The 19169-nt window shown below is 63.3% G+C and carries 16 protein-coding genes; 10 read left to right on the top strand and 6 right to left on the bottom strand.

Annotated features, from left to right (window positions below):
• Positions 1–23: 23 nt before the first annotated feature.
• The 3 genes from NOM55_RS06120 (at position 24) to NOM55_RS06110 (ending at position 6847) form a co-directional block, all read left to right on the top strand.
• The gene (locus tag NOM55_RS06120; RefSeq protein ID WP_255907883.1) at positions 24–4451 is read left to right on the top strand and encodes a COR domain-containing protein; all 4428 of its coding nucleotides are present in this window, start codon (positions 24–26) and stop codon (positions 4449–4451) included.
• Between the two features lie 706 nt (positions 4452–5157).
• Positions 5158–5754: a YSC84-related protein gene (locus NOM55_RS06115; protein WP_047967382.1), complete on the top strand. Its 597-nt coding sequence runs from the start codon at positions 5158–5160 to the stop codon at positions 5752–5754.
• A 316-nt stretch (positions 5755–6070) separates the two neighbouring features.
• Positions 6071–6847 (top strand): EAL domain-containing protein, encoded by a 777-nt coding sequence (locus NOM55_RS06110; protein ID WP_255907881.1) that lies wholly within the window; start codon positions 6071–6073, stop codon positions 6845–6847.
• A gap of 65 nt (positions 6848–6912) precedes the next feature.
• Here NOM55_RS06110 and NOM55_RS06105 read toward each other — a convergent pair whose 3' ends face one another.
• On the bottom strand, positions 6913–7659 hold the full coding sequence (locus NOM55_RS06105; protein ID WP_255907880.1) for an ABC transporter substrate-binding protein: 747 nt from the start codon (positions 7657–7659) through the stop codon (positions 6913–6915).
• Positions 7660–7939: 280 nt separating this feature from the next.
• On the opposite strand from NOM55_RS06105, the gene NOM55_RS06100 reads away from it, so the two are divergent.
• Positions 7940–8575, top strand: coding sequence for an ATP-dependent Clp protease proteolytic subunit (locus tag NOM55_RS06100; protein ID WP_047967350.1), 636 nt, complete (start codon positions 7940–7942; stop codon positions 8573–8575).
• Positions 8576–8828: 253 nt separating this feature from the next.
• Here the strand turns inward: NOM55_RS06100 and NOM55_RS06095 are convergent, their stop codons facing one another.
• The 3 genes from NOM55_RS06095 to NOM55_RS06085 form a co-directional block, all read right to left on the bottom strand.
• Complete coding sequence (locus NOM55_RS06095; RefSeq protein WP_255907879.1) at positions 8829–9626, bottom strand: CHAD domain-containing protein; 798 nt, start codon at positions 9624–9626, stop codon at positions 8829–8831.
• Between the two features lie 158 nt (positions 9627–9784).
• On the bottom strand, positions 9785–10690 hold the full coding sequence (locus NOM55_RS06090) for a hypothetical protein (RefSeq protein ID WP_255907877.1): 906 nt from the start codon (positions 10688–10690) through the stop codon (positions 9785–9787).
• A gap of 62 nt (positions 10691–10752) precedes the next feature.
• Positions 10753–11631 (bottom strand): DMT family transporter, encoded by an 879-nt coding sequence (locus tag NOM55_RS06085; protein ID WP_255907876.1) that lies wholly within the window; start codon positions 11629–11631, stop codon positions 10753–10755.
• A gap of 184 nt (positions 11632–11815) precedes the next feature.
• On the opposite strand from NOM55_RS06085, the gene NOM55_RS06080 reads away from it, so the two are divergent.
• Together NOM55_RS06080 and NOM55_RS06075 are read left to right on the top strand one after the other, a co-directional pair.
• Positions 11816–12733, top strand: a complete 918-nt coding sequence (locus tag NOM55_RS06080) for a LysR family transcriptional regulator (RefSeq protein WP_047967347.1) — start codon at positions 11816–11818, stop codon at positions 12731–12733.
• 72 nt (positions 12734–12805) lie between these two features.
• Positions 12806–14026 (top strand): FAD-dependent monooxygenase, encoded by a 1221-nt coding sequence (locus NOM55_RS06075; protein ID WP_255907875.1) that lies wholly within the window; start codon positions 12806–12808, stop codon positions 14024–14026.
• Positions 14027–14146: 120 nt separating this feature from the next.
• On the opposite strand, the gene rpmG is transcribed toward NOM55_RS06075, so the two are convergent.
• Entirely contained in the window at positions 14147–14302 is a 156-nt protein-coding gene (rpmG, locus tag NOM55_RS06070) for a 50S ribosomal protein L33 (protein ID WP_047967345.1), read from the bottom strand.
• 36 nt (positions 14303–14338) lie between these two features.
• A complete protein-coding gene (gene rpmB, locus NOM55_RS06065) occupies positions 14339–14572 on the bottom strand; it encodes a 50S ribosomal protein L28 (protein ID WP_026107616.1) in 234 nt (77 codons plus the stop codon).
• Positions 14573–14919: 347 nt separating this feature from the next.
• On the opposite strand from rpmB, the gene NOM55_RS06060 reads away from it, so the two are divergent.
• From NOM55_RS06060 to ftsB, 4 genes are all read left to right on the top strand, one after another.
• The gene (locus tag NOM55_RS06060) at positions 14920–16560 is read left to right on the top strand and encodes a CTP synthase (RefSeq protein WP_120810606.1); all 1641 of its coding nucleotides are present in this window, start codon (positions 14920–14922) and stop codon (positions 16558–16560) included.
• 62 nt (positions 16561–16622) lie between these two features.
• Positions 16623–17474, top strand: coding sequence for a 3-deoxy-8-phosphooctulonate synthase (gene kdsA / locus NOM55_RS06055; RefSeq protein WP_047967342.1), 852 nt, complete (start codon positions 16623–16625; stop codon positions 17472–17474).
• Positions 17475–17560: 86 nt separating this feature from the next.
• Positions 17561–18844, top strand: coding sequence for a phosphopyruvate hydratase (eno, locus tag NOM55_RS06050; protein WP_255907873.1), 1284 nt, complete (start codon positions 17561–17563; stop codon positions 18842–18844).
• A gap of 3 nt (positions 18845–18847) precedes the next feature.
• On the top strand, positions 18848–19141 hold the full coding sequence (gene ftsB, locus NOM55_RS06045) for a cell division protein FtsB (protein ID WP_047967340.1): 294 nt from the start codon (positions 18848–18850) through the stop codon (positions 19139–19141).
• Positions 19142–19169: the final 28 nt, after the last annotated feature.

Genomic DNA, 19169 nt, shown 5'->3' with positions numbered 1-19169 from the left:
ACCACATTCTGCAGATAGCCGCCATGCGCAACCTGACCAACGAAGCCTCCTACGCCCTTGCCGAACGGCTGATCGCCGAAGCCGCCGAGCAAAACGCGACTCATCTCGACCTGTCCAGTCTACGGCTGATCGACCTGCCACCGTCGCTAGGCCAGCTAACCCAGCTACAGTCGCTCGACTTGTCGGATAACTACTGGTTGCAGGACATTCGCGTACTTGGCGAGCTTGGCCAACTGCAAACACTGAATCTGAACAATTGCGGCCAACTGGGGATTCTGTCGCCACTGGCAGCATTAACACAGCTGCGCGAGCTGCAGCTTATCCTCAGCCAGCCGCAACATGCAGAGGTGCTGGCCAAGCTAACCAGCTTGGCGCAGCTTGACGTCCAAAATCATACAACCAACACCGGCTTGCAATGGCTGGGCCACCTGCCCCGCTTGCAAAAACTCGTGCTACACGGTTTCCGGCATCACGGTATCCAGACGCCACTACCGCCCCTGCCCGACTTGCAAGAGCTACAGCTGAGATCCTTCACCCCATGCCAAGCCCTGTTGGCCAACTTGCCGCAACTCAAAGCCCTGACTCTCGCCCCTCATGGCTTCGGCAGTTCGGCAACGCCCCTGCAGCTGCCGACACTGGCGCTACCGAAGGGCCTGCAGCAACTGCGACTGTTCCACTCCGCACTAGAAGGCGCGGGCGCACTAGATAGATTGCAACAGTTAACCCATCTCGACATCAACTGGTGCGACATGGATGCCACGCAATTATCGTTGGCACAGCTTGTCACGCTGACCAGCCTGAAAATTCACGCTAAAGACTCTTCCACTACTTCACTCTGGCCGCAATTGCCAGCACTTCAGCAGCTGCAACAGCTTAGCCTTACCAATGCGCAAGCCGTCGATTTGGCAGTATTGACCGCCATCCCGTCCTTGCAAGACATCACGATGCTCGGGGACACGTGGCCGGAAAATTGGCCTGCATTGCAAGCCCTGCCCAATTTGCAACAACTATCAATGCTGGCTGCCAGCTTGACCGACTATCGCCAACTGGACCAGCTACCATCGCTCCACTCGCTCGACTTGGCACAATGTATACATTTGACCAGCCTGGATTGGCTACAAGGGCTCCCCGAACTACAGCTACTCAGCCTTCGCTTTTGTGAACAACTCAGTGATGTCCGTGGACTCCACGCCGTCCCCAGCCTTACAGAACTGGGACTTTCACACTGCCCGCAATTGCGCACCCTCGAAGGACTGGAACAGTGTCAGCGATTGCAACGCCTTGATCTGGAGCACCTGCCAAACCTGCAAAGACTCGACGCCGTATCCACGCTGACGCGTTTGCAAGATGTCAGCCTATTTGACTGTGAGCAGTTGCAAGACCTTACCCCCTTGGCCAGTCTCAAGCTGCTTTCTGAAATAAATATGGCGGGGTGCCTGCACATCGACGACGCTAGCGTGATTGCCGCGCTCCCCAGCTTGCAAACGCTCACCATTACCCACTTCCCCCTGCTAAACAACCTACCATCATTAGCCAGCGCCCCCGTTTTGCAACGTCTAAGTCTACCGGACAGCAAGTTGCCACAAACCGCCAGCGAATTCACGGCAGTACGTGCTCTGCAAATGCCGGGCATCGAACTCGCTGACCTGTGGCAATTGCCACGACTGGTGGAGTTCGGCAATTATTTCGATGCTCAGGAGATCCGGACAGTCCCAGCCGAGTTGTTAGGTGAGGATGGCGAAAATAATCTCCCAGCCTTGGTCAGCTGGCAACAAGACCTGCTGACCAGCGGCGAGTCCGCGGTAGACGAGCTCAAGGTATTCATTCTCGGCAATGGCCGCGTCGGCAAGACCCAGCTGGCGCGCAGCCTGCAGGGGCAAGGCTTTGATAGCAGCATAGCCAGCACCCACGGCATCGAGATCGGAGATTTTCCACTGCTGGAAGCCGGCAAGGGACTGCCGGCCATCCACGCGCGTCTATGGGACTTTGGCGGTCAGGACGTATACCTGAACACCCATCGCCTGTTTCTGGACGAACGGGCGATCTACGTGCTGGCCTGGCATCCGGATTTCGAGAATGACACCGTGCAATACGAAGACGGCGTGCCGATGCGCAACCGCCCACTGGCCTACTGGCTAGCCTATATTCGCGCGCACGCCGGCGAGGATGCGCCGATCATCGTGGTGCAGACCCGCTGTGACGAGCCGGAACAGGAGCAAGCTCCGCCGTTATCTGGCAGGCATGGTTTCCGACAGTTACACCACTGCGCCAGCAGTGCTGTCACTGAAGACGGCCTCGACATGCTGCAGTCCCAGCTCAGACGTGCCACCAGGTTGCTGGCCAGGCGACTGGCCGAAGTGCGTATCCCGCAAAACTGGGCCAGTATCGCAACCGCCATCAGCGAAAGGCAGCAAGCCGGTGACAAACTGCTGGCCTTCACCGACTTTGCCGCCCTGTGTGGCCAACATCACACCCAGGCACCGCCTGCCCTGCTGGCCGACTATCTGCACCGCAGTGGCAAGCTGTTCTGGCAGGCGGGGGCTTTTGCCGGCCAGCTGGTGCTGGATCAGCAATGGGCGCTGCAAGGCTTGTATGCATTGCTGCAGCGCAATGGCCCGCTGGCCATGCTGCGCGAACAATTCGGCTGCTTCAGCAGTACCCAGCTCGCGATGACCGCTTGGCGCGACTTTACCGAGTCCGACCAGCAGCAATACCTGCAGATGATGCAGCAGTGCGCCAGCTGTTTTCCCTTGGGTGCCGGTCAGTTTCTGGCACCGGAGCTGCTGCCCAGCATGGCCCGCCGTCAGCCCGACATCGACACCATCTGGCGCGATGGCGAGACAGCGGCGCATATCGTGCTGCAATACAGCTTTTTGCACGATGGCATCATCCACGCAGTGCTCAGTGCTATCGGCAAACTGGCCGGCCGTGCCGCCGTATACTGGCACGATGGCGTGTGCTACTACGACCGCACCGCCAAAGGTGCTGTGCGCATCACCGCCCGACGCGCCGCACTACCTACCCAAGACTATGGCGGCAGCATCGACATCGAGGTACAGGGCGAACATGCGGCCAACCTTGCCCGCCATCTGCTGGACTCGGTGCAATCCATTCGCCTGCGCGAGCAAGCACAAGTGCAATGGTTGCGAGGCAGCCCGGAAAGCCACCCAGCCGCTGAAGACGACAGACCCGAGCCATTCAGCGTGATCGACCCGGACCCGGCTATCAGTCCGCTCATCAGCGCACCGGATAGCCGACTTGTCGATGCGCCGGCCAAGCCGCGGCAGATTCTGGCTTTTGCCACCGAGTGGACCTCGCGTCATGGGGGCTTGTCCACCTTCAACCGCGAGCTGTGTACCGCGCTGGCAACACTGGGAGCACAGGTGTGCTGCGTGGTCGAACAGGCTGACGAGCAGGAAATCAAGGCTGCCAGGCAAGACAACGTCACCCTGCTCTTGCCGCCTGCTGGTAGCGACTCAGCTCGCAGCAACATGCTTCGACCGCTGCCCCTGCCAGCCGGGTTCTCCCCCGATACCCTGATCGGTCACGGCCGCATTACAGGTGGCATCGCTCTCGCCCAGCAGCAAGACTTTTACCAGACGGCAAAACGCATCCATTTCCTGCACATGGCCGCCGGCGAAATCGAATGGTTCAAGGGGAAAGACAATGCGGCCCAGACAGCCGAACAACGCGACAGGCAGGAACTGGAGCTGATGCGCGGAGCGAGTCTGGTTGCTGCGGTCGGCCCCAAATTGAATGATCACGCGATCGACTTGCTGAATGCCCTGCCAGTAGCACAGCGCAGCCGGGTGATCGACTTTCGGCCAGGGTTTCGAATACAGGAAAGCTACAGCGCCCACACCGTCAACTTCCAATGCCTGATGCTGTGCCGGGCGGAGGATAGTGAACTGAAAGGTATCGATATTGCCGCACATGCGCTGGCAAAACTGGATGGTAGCAAACTGCAGTTTCAACCCGAACTGGTGATTCGTGGCGCCGTCAGCGGGAGCGGAACACAGCTGCAGCAGGTACTGCAAGCGCAGCACTCCGTCTTGACAGTGTCGGTACGCGAATACCAGCCCGGCGAGGTGGTGATCGAGGATTTGCGCCGCGCCAGCCTGCTGCTGATGCCGTCACGAAGTGAAGGCTTCGGGCTCGTGGCACTGGAAGCATTGCGCGTGGGTACGCCGATTCTGGTCAGCAGCGAAACCGGCTTTGCCATGATGCTGAAAGAGTTACTGACTCCTCACCAATGGGCAAATTTCATTGTCGACACCCCATCATCTCCGGGCCAAGCCGGAAAAGCCGTCGACAACTGGCAAAGAGAAATCGAATTGCAGTTACGCGATTTCGACGCGGCCAAACGTCGAGCGGCAGAACTGGGAAAACTCCTAAGTGAGAAACTGAACTGGGGTGATGCCTGCCGTCTGTTGTTGGGTATGCCAGGTTGACCCCCTGACCACCCGATAGCGATGATTTGGCAACGGTCTGACGAGTCAGGCCGTAACAACACCGCCACGAGTTATGTTTGGCTATGTCCCAATTACGAGTTGGTAACTAAGCTGAAGCAATTCCTACCCAGGAGCGCGATGATGGATGCCCAATCCTTCCAGCGTCTGCTTGCCCGGCTCGACTTACTCAGCCCCAGGCAGAAAGCCACTCTCCAGCTCACCCTGCAAACCTGCCGCGCCGACACAATGCGACGAGCAGATCAACACCAGCCACGAAGAACAGATCGATCGCTTCGGGCTGCCATCGCCGCCGCTGGCAGTTTTTTAGCGATACCGCATGAAATGCAAAACAACGCACTCGCAATGAATTGTTTGCCTAATCAAAAGGCTAGCAGCTGCCAGCATCGCCTATAACGACGGAAGGAATGCACCCGTCCGACAGCACCCAGCCGCCAGCCGTGAGCCACTTCTCCCTTATGCCGCGTCATGCCGCTCGTGCTCGGGTGGCCGGGCGGGTGTCATTCCACACCCATCATGGAGAGCCGTTTACCTTTCATCCCCACGCCATCATCACCCTGTTGCCCGGCCTGATCCGCCAGCGGCACCGACCTTGCCCCGTTCCCGCAGCGCCGGCCGCCCCACGGCAACAATGCGCACCACATTGCGCGCAGCCGTGAGCCGAATGGCAAGTCAACAGGAGAACATCATGCAAGTTCGCAAACTGGGCGTCGCACTCGGCGTCGCCGTGTCGCTGCTGGCCGGCTGCACCACCACCGGCGGCGGCCATCTCACCACCACGCAGGCCAACCGCGACGCCACCAGCATCGCCAACGAAAAACGCGAGATCGACAGCGCCTACGACAGCACCCTGACACGGCTGTACGGCAACGCGCGCGGCTCGCAGGAGCTGGTGGCCAAGGCCAAGGGCGTGCTGGTGTTCCCGTCGGTGATCGCCGCCGGGCTGGTGGTGGGCGCCGAATACGGCAAGGGCGCACTGCGCATGGAAGGCAAACCCGCCGGCTACTACCAGACCGTCAGCGGCTCCTTCGGCTGGCAGATCGGCGCGCAATCCAAGGCGGTGATCTTCCTGTTCATGACCCAGGATGCGCTCAACAAATTCCGCACCGGCAGCGGCTGGACCGTGGGGGCCGATGCCTCCGTCGCGCTGCTCAATGTCGGCGCCAACGGCGAGATCGACCTCAATACCGCGATGCAGCCGGTGGTCGGCTTCGTGATGACCAACAGCGGGCTGATGGCCAACCTGACGCTGGAAGGCACCCGCATCACCAAGCTGGACATGTAGCCGCGCCCCATTCGACGCGGCAGCCATGCTTGCGGCCAACCTTGTTGCCAAGGTTGGCCGCAATTGTTTGGCCCATTGCCTGCCCCGCCCCGCCGCACGCCTGCGTGTTGCGCGGCAGGCATTGCTGCGGAGCTGCGGCTAGCCGCGTGCCGACGGCAAGAAACAGGCGCGATCACGGCGACGATGTGGCCCGGCTGTGGCAATCCGGAACCGGCGTTTGAAACGGTGCCATAATGTGACGCCTGCGCCGCCACCGCGCGGCCGTTTCCCCGCCAGCCGGCCCCGCCGGGCCAGCCCTTCTCCAGGAGTCCCCTACATGCAGACCGCCCCGCCCGACATCAAGCCCTGCCACGCCTGCCACGACGCACCACCTCTGGGCTTTGACTTCACCATGGCGTTCCAGCCGATTGTCGATATGCGCGATCGCAGCGTGTTTGCCTATGAGGCTCTGGTGCGCGGGCGTGACGGTAGCGGCGCGGCCAGCATCCTGCAGCAGGTCAACGAGCACAACCGCTACGTGTTCGACCAGTCCTGCCGCGTGAAAGCGGTGGAGCTGGCTGCCCGGCTGGCGATTCCCTGTTTTGTCAGCATCAACTTCCTGCCCAATGCGGTGTATCAGGCCGCGACCTGCATCCGCACCACGCTGGCGGCGGCGCAGCGTTTCAACTTCCCCACTAACCGCCTGCTGTTCGAGATCACCGAGAGCGAGCAGCTGGTGGACAAGGCGCACCTGAAAAGCATCATGGCCGAGTACAAGCGCCAGGGCTTCCAGACCGCGATCGACGATTTTGGCGCCGGCTATTCCGGGCTCAATCTGCTGGCGGAATTCCAGCCGGACATCATCAAGCTGGACATGGCGCTGGTGCGCAACATTCACCTTGATCTGGTGCGACAGGCGATCGTGAAGGGGATCATCGGTGTGTGCCAGGCGCTGCACATCGAGATCATCGCCGAGGGCGTGGAAAGCGAGGACGAACTGGCCTGGCTGCAGACACAGGCGGTGCACCTGTATCAGGGCTACCTGTTCGCCAAGCCGGGCTTTGAACAGCTGCCGGCCATCAACTGGCCGACCGGCAGCCCTGCCTCTGCCTGAACATCGCGGCGGCTTGCGGCCAACCCTGGCCGGCTTGGCCGCCACGCGAACGGCAGCGGCGCCGGCTAGCCCAGCGCCAGCCGGATCTCGCTGGCGATGGCGGCATCCAGCCGCCGCATCAGCGCGTCGCCGACGCGACGGCTGCACAGGATGTGGCGCGTGTCGCCGGCGCCGACGTCGGGAAACGCCAGCAGCTGCAGCGCGCCATGGCCGGATTCGCCGCTGGTAAGCAGCATTTCCGCCTCTTCGCGGGTGGCGAACATGGCATCGGCACGGCCGGCCGCCACCATGCGCAGCAGCTGCGGCTGTTCCATGGTGCTGTAGTTGATGTCGGCCTTGGCCATGCCAAGCTTGCTCTGCACGTAGCTGCCGTAGGTCAGCCCGTCCTTGTACAGCAGGTGCAGGCGGTCATTGGCCAGCAGCTGTTCCAGCGTGCTGCCGGCCGGCGGCAGCCACTGGCTGCGCGCGATCAGCACCACGCCACGATCCTGGTAGATGGCGCGACTGAACAGCGCGTAAGCCTGCCGCTGCGGGGTGCGGAACCAGCCGACGGCGCAGTCGTGGCCGCCATTGGCGCGCAACAGGGCAAGCTGGCGCTTGGCCGGCGTCAGCGCCCAGCGGATCGGGATGCCGGCGCGGGCAAAGGCGCGCCGCGCGCGATCGGCGGTCAGACCGCTGGCCCCTCCGCTATCCTGCCGTACCATGAATGGCGGCCGCTCGTAGTAGTGCAGCGTGATCGGCGGCTGTGCCGCCACCGGCCACGACGCCATGGCCAGCAGCAGCGACAAGCCGTGCCGCAATGTCTGTTTCATCCCGTCCCTCATCCGCCATCCGGTCAAGCATGGTCGCATAAAATGCGGCCGACATGGTTCAGCTTACTACCTGCCGCCAGATTCGCCAGTCATTGCCGCTGCGCAGCAGGGTTGGCCGCAGCGCGCGCTCAGCCGCAGTGTAAGCCGCAGCACCACGCCGCCGTGTATCCGTGTTGTAGCCTCTGTTGTCCCGACGCTTCGCAGCTCACCGACAAAAGCGCGTGCCGCCGGCTACTATCCAGATAAAGCCGTCCCTGCTGCCGCACCCCAAGGAGCCGCGATGCACCAGCCACACATCATCCCAAGCGCCGCGCTGGAAGAAGACGAAGACGACGACAGCAAGAAGGTGCCGCTGTTCCGCCGCTACGAAACCCAGGGCGTGATCCGCCAGATCTCGTTCTACCTGTCCGGCGAGATCGGCGCGCCGATCCACTACACCGACCTGCTGTACACGCTGCGCAGCACCAGCGAATCCGACATCATTTTTCTGCACCTCAACACCCAGGGCGGCAATTTCGATACCGGGCTGCAGATCATCAACAACATCGCCGCCAGCCCGGCGCACGTGATCACCATTCTGGAGGCGCGCGCCTACTCGATGGGCGCGCTGATCTTCCTCGCCGGCGACGAGCTGATCGTGCACGACACCTGCCAGCTGATGTTCCACAACTACTCGTCGGCGCTGATCGGCAAGGGCAACGAGCAGCAGGCGCAGGTGATGGCCAGCGGCAAGTGGTTCGAGAAGGTGATGCGCCACGTGTGCATGCCCTTCCTCAGCGCGGAGGAACTGGAGCGCATCTTCCGCGGCGAGGACATCTGGCTCGATACCGACGACATCCGCCGCCGTCTGCACCGCATCCAGCAAGGGCTGCCGACCACCGCGCCACGCAAGCCACGCACCAGGAAAAGCGAGTGACTGCAGGGTAGCGGCGCGCCGGCGGCATGGTACACGCCGGCTGGGATTGGGCGCGATCGGTCGTGATCGGGTTGACCCTCGTTGGGCCGGGCTGGCCGCGCCGGGAGAGCGGCGGCCGACGATGCAGGCGACCGCGCGAGGCGAGGCGTCGTCCGTGCGCCACCTCACCATCTGCTGCCGCCGCTGACGGCGCCGCATGCGCCGCAAGCTTGGCCGCAGACAGCTCACCGCCGCAACCGGCAAGACCGCGTGCTCAGGACGCGCTGGCCGCCTGCAGCAGGCCGCCAAGGTTGGCGCTGGCGCCCTGCTCCAGCCAGCGCCGCGCCGCCGCCGGCAGCGGAATGCGATCGCGCGCTATGCTTTGCAGCAGTAACTGCCGGTCGCGTTCGTCGCCCAGCTGCTGCTGCCAGTCGCGGGCCCGTTGTGCCCGCCGCCGCCAGCGCTGGCCCAGCAGCTTGCCGCCGGCCTCGATCTGGTAACGCAGCCGCTTGGCCAGCAGCCGTAGCCGGTGCGCCAGCAAGGCATCGCCCGGCTGCCGCTGCCAGTCGCGACGGGCGCGGCGGTAGCGACGCCGCGTCTGCAACAGCGCCCGCCGCAGCGTGCGCCGCAGCCGCCGGTTGCGGTGCGCCAGCAGTGGGGTACAGGCGCGCTGCATGGCCGGCAGCAGCTGGTCCAGCACCATCGCCTGCTGCTGCAAATCCAGCCGCCCGGCCTGCAGCGCCATCACCTCGCGCCGGCGCCAGGCGGCAAAGGTCTTGCTGTCGGCTTCGCCGGCCGCCTGTTGCAGCAGTGCCAGCCGCACTTCACGGTCGCGCCAGTCATTGCCGGCCGCGGCCAGCTGCCGCAGCTGCGCCGACAGCCGCAGCAGCGGCGCCGCACCCGGCAAGGTACCGAGGCAGCGCAGCAGGCTGCGCAACTGGCGCAGGCCGATGCGCAACTGGTGCAGCGCCTCACCATTGTCAGCCGCGCTCAGCTGCTGCCGCGCCAGCAGGATGTCGCGACGATAGCGGGCGAGGCGACGTTTCAGGATGCGGCGGGCAGAGGCAGACATGGCGCGGGCTTTCGGCAGGCTGTTGCTGTGTAGCGTAGTACAGCCGCGCCGTCACGGCAGGCGCGATGCACGGCGGCGCAACCGCCGGCGCACACCACAAGGCATTGCGGCCAACCTTGTCCTGCAAGGTTGGCCGCAATCGTAATAGCGCAGAAGAGTCAGTGACTGCTGCTGGCCAGTGGCGTACCGATGCCGGTGGCGGCATTGAACACCGCCCGCTGCCGCAGCAGACGCGCGATGGTGGCCTTGTCGCGTTCTCCGTTGATGCTGGTCACCACCAGCTGCCCGCGTTTGCCCAGCTGGCCGGCGGCATCGTAATAGGCACCGATCACCGACAGCCGGCCGGCCTCGACCTCGCCGCCGTAGTGCAGCACCGCCGCCTCGACCTGGTTGTCCAAGTTGTCCAGCTGCGCCGAGAGCGGCGTACCGCCCTTGTCGACATTGATGCTCAGCAGCGTGCGCTGCTCGGCCAGCGGCAGCGCCGAAAAATCGCTGCGCGCGGTGTTGACCGCCTTGCAGTCAGCACTGGCCAGCACCAGCAGCAGCGGCGTGCGCAGCTGGCGCACCGCGTGGCTGACGCCCGCCTCGCCCAGCAGCAGCTGGTTTCCGGGGTTCTGCACCAGGTACAGCGCACCCTGCGCGCCGTGGCGCGGCGCACCGTCGGCGCAGGCCAGCACCGTCAGCCGCGGCGACTTGTCGCCATGCTGGCCACGCGGCAACAGCCGGTTGCCCAGCGCGGCGGCGGCACGCAACGGCGCCGCCATCGCCGGCTGTCGGCGCGCTGGCGCGTGCGGCTGCTGATGCCTGGCTGCCGGCCTGGCGTAGGGCGCCGCCTGTTGCGGCAGGCGCCGCGGCGGATGATTGACCCGCACCGGCGGCGACAGCGGCCGCATCGACGGCGACAGTTTCTCGTGTGGCGCTTCGTGGACAGTGGCGGCCGGTGTGGCTGGTGTGGCCGCTTCGGCCGCGCCATGCGCGATGGCCGGCGTCTGGGTCTGAGCCTGGGACAGCGCTGGCAGCAGCAGGCAACAAGCGGCGGCGAGCGCCGCGAGATAAGACGTCATAAAAAGCCACCGGTGAATAATGCCAAAGCGCAAGGGTAATACACTATCGCCCGTCGGCAAACTCAAGCCGTCGCGGCAGGGCGCTTGCTCTGGCTCAGCATCACCCCACCCAGCACCAGCAGGCAGGCCAGCCATTGCCAGCCGTTGAGGCGCTCGTCCAGCAACAGGCCGGCCAACAGCAGGGTGAACACCGGGATCAGGTTGATGAAGGCCGCCGCCATCGCCACCGGCACCTTGGACACCGACCAGGTGTACAGGCCGTAGGCGCCAAGGGTGATGAAGGCACCGAGGTACACCACCCAGAACACCGCGTCGGCCGGGAACGCCTGCGGCCAGCTGGCCCACGGTGTCAGCAGGCTGATGCCGAACCAGACACAGCCCATCACCGTCTGGATCGCGGTAATCGCCAGCGCCGAATAGCGGCTGGACAGCTTCTTCGCCATCAGCACGTAACCGGTGGCGCAGACCATGGCCAGGAATTCCAGCGTGTTGCCCAGCAGCGGATTCGGTGCCGCGGCCGAGGATTCGCTGGTCAGCGTCAGCCACGCCACGCCCAGCAGCGAGATGGCGATGCCGCACCAGGCGCGCCGGCCAAGGCGCTCACGCAGGAACAGCAGCGCGCCGAGCGCGGCCAGCACCGGCAGCGTGGCGGTGATCAACCCAGCCTGCGAGGCGCTGGTGTACAGCAGCGCCTGCGCCTCGAACAGGAAATACAGGCACGGCTCGCACAGGCCGAGCAGCAAGATCCACTTCCAGTCACCGGCGCGGTAGTGCCAGCGCGTACCCTGCCACGCCATCAGCGGCAGCAGTAGCGCGGTGGCGATCACCATGCGGCAGAACAGCACGAACAGCGGGTCAAACACCTGGAACACGATTTTCAGGGCGATGAAGGAACTGGCCCACAGCAGCATGGCCGTGGTCAAGGCGATATAGGGCAACATGATTTTCCGTCTGGCAGCCGGCGTGGCTGCAAAAAAAATGGCCGACATGGGCGGTCGGCCATAGGTCACACTGGAGTGCATCAACCGTCGCGCAGGTTGCGAAACCATGACAGCGAGGTGAACGACAGCTTAATCCCGCGTTACACTACTGAACACCACACAATGCTAAACAGATTGTTCTGCAATGAAAACAACGCCAACCCTTTCGCCTGACGCGCTACTGGCTTTCGACGCCCTCGCCCGCCACGGCAGTTTTACCGCCGCCGCCGAGGCGCTGCACTGCGCCAAGAGCCGCATCAGCCAGCTGATCAAGGAACTGGAACAGGAGCTGGGCACCGTGCTGGTGCTGCGCAATACCCGCCGCGTGGCGCTCACCGAAAGCGGGCAGCGGCTGGCCGCGCACGCCACCCGCCTGCGCGAACTGCTGGACAGCGTGCGTCACGACATCGAACAGGCACGCGACAGCGTGGAAGGCGTGCTGCGCATCGGCTGCTCCGCCGGCCTCGCGCAACAGCTGCTGGGGCCGCTGCTGGCGGAGATGGCGATGCTGTACCCGGCGCTGCGCATCGAGCTGAAAGTGGAAAACCGCATCCAGGACCCGGTCGGCGAGGGGCTGGATTTTACCCTGCGCACGCGCAATGTCCACGACGACCGGCTGGTGGCGCGCCCGGTGGGGCTGGTGTGGGAGGCGCTGTACGCCAGCCCAGCCTATCTGGCGCAGCACCCGGCGCCGGCCAGCACCGAGCAGCTGCACCAGCACCGCCTGATCAGCAACGCCTACTACGGCAAGCAGGGCAGCGAATGGCGGCTGGCCTGCGACGATACCAGTGCCACCCTCAATATCTGCCCGTCGCTGGTGGTGGATCAGTACGCAGTGGTGTCCAGCATCATCCAGGCCGGACACGGCATCGGCCTGTTGCCCAGCTACATGGCCAAGCCGCTGCTGGAAAAAGGCGACATCGTCGCGGTGCTGCCGCAGTGGCGCGCCGCCGGCTGGCCGGTATTCCTGGTATTTGCCTACCACCAGCCGATGCCGCGCAAGCACCAGGCCTTCATCTCCTTCATCATCCCGCGGCTGCAGGCGGCGCTGGACGGGATTTGACCCAGACCAAGGTTGGCCGCAAGGCGTACTGCTACAGTCGGCCCCGACTTTATTCGGTACAAGAGGCTAAACATGGTCGAACAAGCTGATCTGTTCATCGTCGGGGGCGGCATGGTCGGGGCGGCACTGGCCGCGGCGCTGGCCGACACCGGCCGCCGCATCGTGGTGCTGGAACAACAGGCGCCCGCCGCCTTCGATCCGGCCAGCGCGCCGGATTTGCGCGTGTCCGCCATCAGCCCGGCATCGCGGCAACTGCTGCAGCGCATCGGCGCCTGGCCGTATATCGAGGCGATGCGCAGCGCGCCGTACCAGCGCATGCTGGTGTGGGAAAACGACGAGCAGGAAGGCACGCTGTTCGACGCCGCCGAGCTGGGCGAGGCCGAACTGGGCCACATTATCGAGAACCGCATCGTGCAGCTGGCCTGCCAGCAGGCGCTGGCGCAGCATGACAATATCGAGCTGATCTGCCCCGACCTGCTGCAATCGCTGAGCGAACAGGGCGATCACTGCCTGGTGACGCTGGGCAGCGGTCGCCAGTTTGCCGCCAGGCTGGTGGTTGCCGCCGACGGCGCCCAGTCCGCCGCGCGTCGGCTGGCCGGCATCGGCATCAACAGCCACGACTACCCGATGCACGCCTTTGTTGCCACCTTCGCCATCGAGGGCGGCGAGCGCGACATCACCTGGCAGCAATTCACCGCCAACGGCCCGCAATCGCTGCTGCCGCTGCCTGGCGACTACGCCTCGCTGGTGTGGTATCACCAGCCGGCACGGGTACGCGAGCTGGAAACCCTCAGCGAAGCGGCACTGATCGCCGCCTTCCAGCGTGAATTCCCCGCCCGGCTGCCGGTGCTGCGCCAGCTGGTCAGCCGCGGCAGCTTCGCCCTCACCCGCCGCCACGCGCAAAGCTACCATCGCGGCCGCGTGGTGCTGGCCGGCGATGCCGCGCACACCATCCATCCGCTAGCCGGCCAGGGCGTCAACCTTGGCTTCCAGGATGTGCAGGCACTGTCCGCGCTGCTGCACGAGGCCTTCCGCCTGGGGCAGGACCCGGCGGCACCGGCGCTGCTGCAACGCTACCAGCGCCAGCGCATACTGCCCAACCACGCCATGCAGCGGCTGATGGATGCCTTCTGCTACGGTTTTGGCAACAGCGCCCCGCCGCTGCGCCTGCTGCGCAATCTGGCGCTGAAGCTGGCCAACCGCCCCGGCAGGCTGAAACAGGAAGTGGTGCGCTACGCACTGGGTCTGTCCCCGCTGGCGCGCGGCCTGCGCATCGCCCTGCCCGGAAAATGAGCGACACGCTGCGGCCAACCCTGGTCGCAGCGCATCAACACCACCGCACGGTGGTAGCACCCAAACAAAAAGCCCTTTGACGAATCAAAGGGCTTTTTTCAACAAGACAATCAGACTGAATTACTTCAGTTTGATTTCCTTGTACAGAACATGCTTGCGAGCAACGGGATCAAACTTTTTGATCTCCATTTTCTCAGGCATCGTACGCTTGTTCTTGGTGGTAGTGTAGAAATGACCGGTACCTGCGGTCGATTCCAGCTTGATCTTGTCGCGCATGGCTATTCCTTATTGTCGATTTCGTCGGTCGAAAAATTACAGCTCGCCGCGAGCACGCAGGTCGGCCAGAACGGCGTCGATGCCTACCTTATCGATGGTACGCAGTGCTGCGTTAGAAATACGCAGACGCACCCAACGATTTTCGCTCTCTACCCAGAACTTGCGATATTGCAGGTTAGGCAGAAAACGACGCTTAGTCTTGTTATTGGCGTGGGACACATTGTTCCCGGTCATCGGACGCTTGCCGGTGACTTTGCAAACACGCGCCATGGTTCATCACTCCCAAAAGCCGGTAAAAGGTAAACTTATACCATATTAAGAAGCCATTCGACAAGACGGTGCCCTGCCGGTTATGGAACCCGACAGTATCACCCGCCATGCTTGAGCGGCCAAAAGAATCCGCAATAATACAACAAGGCTACGGCACACGCACGCTTTAATTGTCATGAAGCGCGGCGACGGCGGGCAACTGTGGCTTGCATCACGAAAACCCGCGCCGCCCGCCCGGCGCGGCGCCGGCAAGTAATTGCGGGCAAACGGCAAACAGTCGCGCATTGCCCATTCAAAAAAGTGCGACTTTCGGTTAAAATCACAGATTCCAACAGAGTTGCATTCCCATGACCAAGTACATCTTCGTAACCGGCGGTGTGGTGTCCTCCCTCGGCAAGGGCATCGCCGCTGCGTCCATCGCCGCTATCCTTGAGTCTCGCGGGCTTAAAGTCACCATGCTGAAGCTCGACCCTTACATCAACGTCGATCCGGGCACCATGAGCCCGTTCCAGCACGGCGAAGTCTTCGTAACCGAAGACGGCGCGGAAACCGACCTGGATCTGGGTCACTACGAGCGCTTCATCAAAGCCAAGATGAAGAAAAGCAACAACTTCACCACCGGCCAGATCTACGAATCGGTGATCACCAAGGAACGCCGTGGTGACTATCTCGGTGGCACCGTGCAGGTGATTCCGCACATTACCGACGAGATCAAGCTGAAAGTACGCGAAGGCGCCGGTGACGTGGACGTGGCCATCGTGGAAATCGGCGGCACTGTCGGCGACATCGAATCGCTGCCGTTCCTGGAAGCGATCCGCCAGATGCGTTCCAACCACGGCCGCAAGAACACCCTGTTCGTGCACCTCTCCTACGTGCCTTATATCGCCACCGCCGGCGAGATCAAGACCAAGCCGACGCAGCACTCGGTGAAGGAGATGCGCGAAATCGGCATCCAGCCGGACATACTGCTGTGCCGCATGGACCGCGAACTGCCGGAAGACGAAAAGCGCAAGATCGCGCTGTTCTGCAACGTGGAAGAGAACGCGGTAATCGGCTGCTACGACGCCGACTCGATCTACAAGGTACCGGGCATGCTGCACGCGCAGGGTATCGACGACATCATCTGCGAACAGCTGCAGCTGGAGCTGCCGAAAGCGGACCTGTCGGTGTGGAACGGCATCATCGACGCCATCGAGCACCCGCAGCACGCGGTCAACATCGCCATGGTCGGCAAGTATGTCGACCTGACCGAATCGTACAAGTCGCTGACCGAAGCGCTGAAACACGCCGGCGTGCACACCCGCACCAACGTCAACATCATCTACGTCGACTCGGAAGAGATCGAACGTGACGGCGCCGAATCGCTGAAGGACATGGACGCGATCCTGGTCCCGGGCGGCTTCGGCAAGCGCGGCGTGGAAGGCAAGATCAAGGCGGTGAAATTCGCCCGCGAAAACAACATCCCTTACCTCGGTATCTGCCTGGGGATGCAGATCGCGCTGATCGAGTACGCCCGTGACGTGGCCGGCATGGCTGGCGCCAATTCCACCGAATTCGACCTCGAAACCGACTACCCGGTGGTGGCACTGATCGACGAGTGGGTCAACCACGACGGCAAGATCGAAACCCGCGACGAGAACTCCAACCTCGGCGGCACCATGCGCCTGGGCAGCCAGCAGTGCGAGCTGGCCGCCGGTTCGCTGGCGGCACGCGTGTACGGCAACACCGAGATCACCGAGCGTCACCGTCACCGCTACGAAGTCAACAACCACTACGTTGGTCGCCTGCAGGAAGCCGGTCTGACCATCAGCGGCCTGTCCGCCGGCCACGAAAAGCTGGTGGAAACCATCGAGCTGGGCAACCACCGCTGGTTCTTCGCCTGCCAGTTCCATCCGGAATTCACTTCCACCCCGCGTGACGGCCACCCGCTGTTCATCGCCTACGTCAAAGCGGCGCTCGCCTACCAGGCTGATACAGCCAAGGCTTGATGCCATCCAGGGTTGGCCGCAGCACTGCGGCCAACCCTGTTTCCAGCTGAAGGACACACACCATGAAACTCGCCGGATTCGAAGTCGGTCTTGACCACCCGCTGTTCCTGATCGCCGGTCCCTGCGTGATCGAGAGCGAACAGATGGCGCTGGATACCGCCGGTCAGCTGAAGGAAATCACCAGCGAACTGGGCATCAACTTCATCTACAAATCCAGTTTCGACAAGGCCAACCGCTCCTCCGGCAAGTCGTTCCGCGGCTTCGGCATGGAACAAGGCCTGCGCATCCTGGCCGAAGTTCGCCGCCAGATCGGCGTGCCGGTGCTGACCGACGTGCACACCGAAGAACAAGTACCGCACGTCGCCGCCGTCGTCGACGTGCTGCAGACCCCGGCCTTCCTTGCGCGCCAGACCGACTTCATCCGCGCCGTTGCCGTGTGCGGCAAGCCGGTGAACATCAAGAAGGGCCAGTTCATGGCGCCGGGCGACATGAAACACGTGATCGACAAGGCGCGCGAAGCCGCGCTGGAAGCCGGTCTCGACCCGGACAGCTTCATGGCCTGCGAACGCGGCGCCTCCTTCGGCTACAACAATCTGGTCTCCGACATGCGCTCGCTGGCGATCATGCGCGAAACCGGTTGCCCGGTGGTGTACGACGCCACCCACTCGGTGCAGCTGCCCGGCGGCCAGGGCACCAGCTCCGGCGGCCAGCGCGAATTCGTGCCGGTACTGGCGCGCGCCGCAGTGGCCACCGGCATCGCCGGCCTGTTCATGGAGACCCATCCGGACCCGGCCAAAGCCATGTCCGACGGCCCCAACGCCTGGCCGCTGCCGCGCATGAAAGAGCTGCTGCACACGCTCAAGCAGATCGATGCGCTGGTCAAGGGCCAGCCGTTTGCCGAACAAACGCTGTAACAGGTTGATTTCACGGCCAACCTGTTGCAAGGTTGGCCGCACCGTATTCCGGTTTGACTAACCTAGACCCCTTGAAGGAAACATTCATGAGTTCGATCATCGACGTGATTGCCCGCGAAATCCTCGATTCCCGTGGCAACCCGACAGTTGAAGCCGACGTCTTGCTGGACTCCGGCGTGATGGGCCGCGCAGCCGTACCGTCCGGCGCCTCCACCGGCGAGAAGGAAGCACTGGAACTGCGCGATGGCGACAAAGGCCGCTACCTCGGCAAGGGCGTACTGAAAGCCGTTGAAAACATCAACACCGAAATCTGCGAAGCCATCATCGGCCTCGACGCTTCCGACCAGGCCTTCATCGACAAGACCCTGATCGAGCTGGACGGTACCGAAACCAAATCCCGCCTTGGCGCCAACGCCATGCTGGCGGTATCGATGGCCGTGGCTCGCGCCGCCGCCGAAGACGCCGGCCTGCCGCTGTACCGCTACCTCGGCGGTGCCGGCCCGATGGCGCTGCCAGTACCGATGATGAACGTGATCAACGGTGGTGCCCACGCCAACAACACCCTCGACATCCAGGAATTCATGATCCTGCCGGTCGGCGCAGCCACCTTCCGCGAAGCACTGCGCTGCGGCGCCGAGATCTTCCACGCGCTGAAGAAACTGTGCGACAGCAAAGGCTACGCCACCACCGTCGGCGACGAAGGCGGCTTCGCCCCCAACCTGACCAGCCACGAAGAAGCGATCACGCTGATTCTGGAAGCCATCGATGCCGCCGGTTATGTTGCCGGCCAGGACGTGATGCTGGCACTGGACTGCGCCTCCTCCGAGTTCTACAAGGACGGCAAGTACCACCTGACCGCCGAAGGCCTGTCGCTGTCCTCCGAGCAGTTCACCGACTACCTGGAAACGCTGGCCAACAAGTACCCGATCATCTCGATCGAGGACGGCATGAGCGAGCACGACTGGGACGGCTGGAAGATCCTGACCGAGCGTCTGGGCGACCGCGTGCAGCTGGTCGGCGACGACCTGTTCGTGACCAACCCGGCGATCCTGGCCAAAGGCATCGAAGGCGGCCTCGCCAACTCGCTGCTCGTGAAGGTGAACCAGATCGGTACCCTGTCGGAAACGCTGAAAGCCGTTGACCTGGCCAAGCGCTCGCGCTACACCAGCGTGATGAGCCACCGCTCCGGCGAAACCGAAGACAGCACCATCGCCGACCTGGCCGTGGCTACCAACTGCATGCAGATCAAGACCGGCTCGCTGTCGCGCTCCGACCGCATGGCCAAGTATAACCAGCTGCTGCGTATCGAAGAAGAGCTGGGTGATGCCGCCTGGTACCCGGGCCGTGCTGCCTTCTACCACCTGAAATAAGCAATGCGCTGGCTGACCCTGACGCTGATTGTCCTGATCGCTGCCCTGCAATGGCCACTCTGGCTAGGCAAGGGCAGCTGGCTCAGGGTCTGGCAACTCGACTCCCAGGTCGAGGAACAACGTGCGGCCAACGCAGTCCTGGTTGGCCGCAACGCCGCACTCGACGCCGAAGTGCGTGACCTGAAGCAAGGTTCTGCCGCAATCGAAGAGCGTGCGCGTAATGAACTTGGTATGATCCGGAACAACGAGGTGTTTTTCCAGCTGCTGGACAATAGCACCGCCTCGGAGACTCCATAACCGCACCGGTTCTGACCTTCACTGCAGG

It is taken from the genome of Vogesella sp. AC12 (assembly GCF_024437575.1).
GTDB lineage: Bacteria > Pseudomonadota > Gammaproteobacteria > Burkholderiales > Chromobacteriaceae > Vogesella > Vogesella indigofera.
This window is presented reverse-complemented; position numbering and strand designations above follow the sequence as displayed.

Excerpts from the sequence above, each read along its gene's own strand:
- NOM55_RS06120 (WP_255907883.1), top strand. The coding sequence starts at position 24 with ATGCGCAACCTGACCAACGAAGCCTCCTACGCCCTTGCCGAACGGCTG.
- NOM55_RS06115 (WP_047967382.1), top strand. The coding sequence starts at position 5,158 with ATGCAAGTTCGCAAACTGGGCGTCGCACTCGGCGTCGCCGTGTCGCTG.
- NOM55_RS06110 (WP_255907881.1), top strand. The coding sequence starts at position 6,071 with ATGCAGACCGCCCCGCCCGACATCAAGCCCTGCCACGCCTGCCACGAC.
- NOM55_RS06105 (WP_255907880.1), bottom strand. The coding sequence starts at position 7,659 with ATGAAACAGACATTGCGGCACGGCTTGTCGCTGCTGCTGGCCATGGCG.
- NOM55_RS06100 (WP_047967350.1), top strand. The coding sequence starts at position 7,940 with ATGCACCAGCCACACATCATCCCAAGCGCCGCGCTGGAAGAAGACGAA.
- NOM55_RS06095 (WP_255907879.1), bottom strand. The coding sequence starts at position 9,626 with ATGTCTGCCTCTGCCCGCCGCATCCTGAAACGTCGCCTCGCCCGCTAT.
- NOM55_RS06090 (WP_255907877.1), bottom strand. The coding sequence starts at position 10,690 with ATGACGTCTTATCTCGCGGCGCTCGCCGCCGCTTGTTGCCTGCTGCTG.
- NOM55_RS06085 (WP_255907876.1), bottom strand. The coding sequence starts at position 11,631 with ATGTTGCCCTATATCGCCTTGACCACGGCCATGCTGCTGTGGGCCAGT.
- NOM55_RS06080 (WP_047967347.1), top strand. The coding sequence starts at position 11,816 with ATGAAAACAACGCCAACCCTTTCGCCTGACGCGCTACTGGCTTTCGAC.
- NOM55_RS06075 (WP_255907875.1), top strand. The coding sequence starts at position 12,806 with ATGGTCGAACAAGCTGATCTGTTCATCGTCGGGGGCGGCATGGTCGGG.
- rpmG (WP_047967345.1), bottom strand. The coding sequence starts at position 14,302 with ATGCGCGACAAGATCAAGCTGGAATCGACCGCAGGTACCGGTCATTTC.
- rpmB (WP_026107616.1), bottom strand. The coding sequence starts at position 14,572 with ATGGCGCGTGTTTGCAAAGTCACCGGCAAGCGTCCGATGACCGGGAAC.
- NOM55_RS06060 (WP_120810606.1), top strand. The coding sequence starts at position 14,920 with ATGACCAAGTACATCTTCGTAACCGGCGGTGTGGTGTCCTCCCTCGGC.
- kdsA (WP_047967342.1), top strand. The coding sequence starts at position 16,623 with ATGAAACTCGCCGGATTCGAAGTCGGTCTTGACCACCCGCTGTTCCTG.
- eno (WP_255907873.1), top strand. The coding sequence starts at position 17,561 with ATGAGTTCGATCATCGACGTGATTGCCCGCGAAATCCTCGATTCCCGT.
- ftsB (WP_047967340.1), top strand. The coding sequence starts at position 18,848 with ATGCGCTGGCTGACCCTGACGCTGATTGTCCTGATCGCTGCCCTGCAA.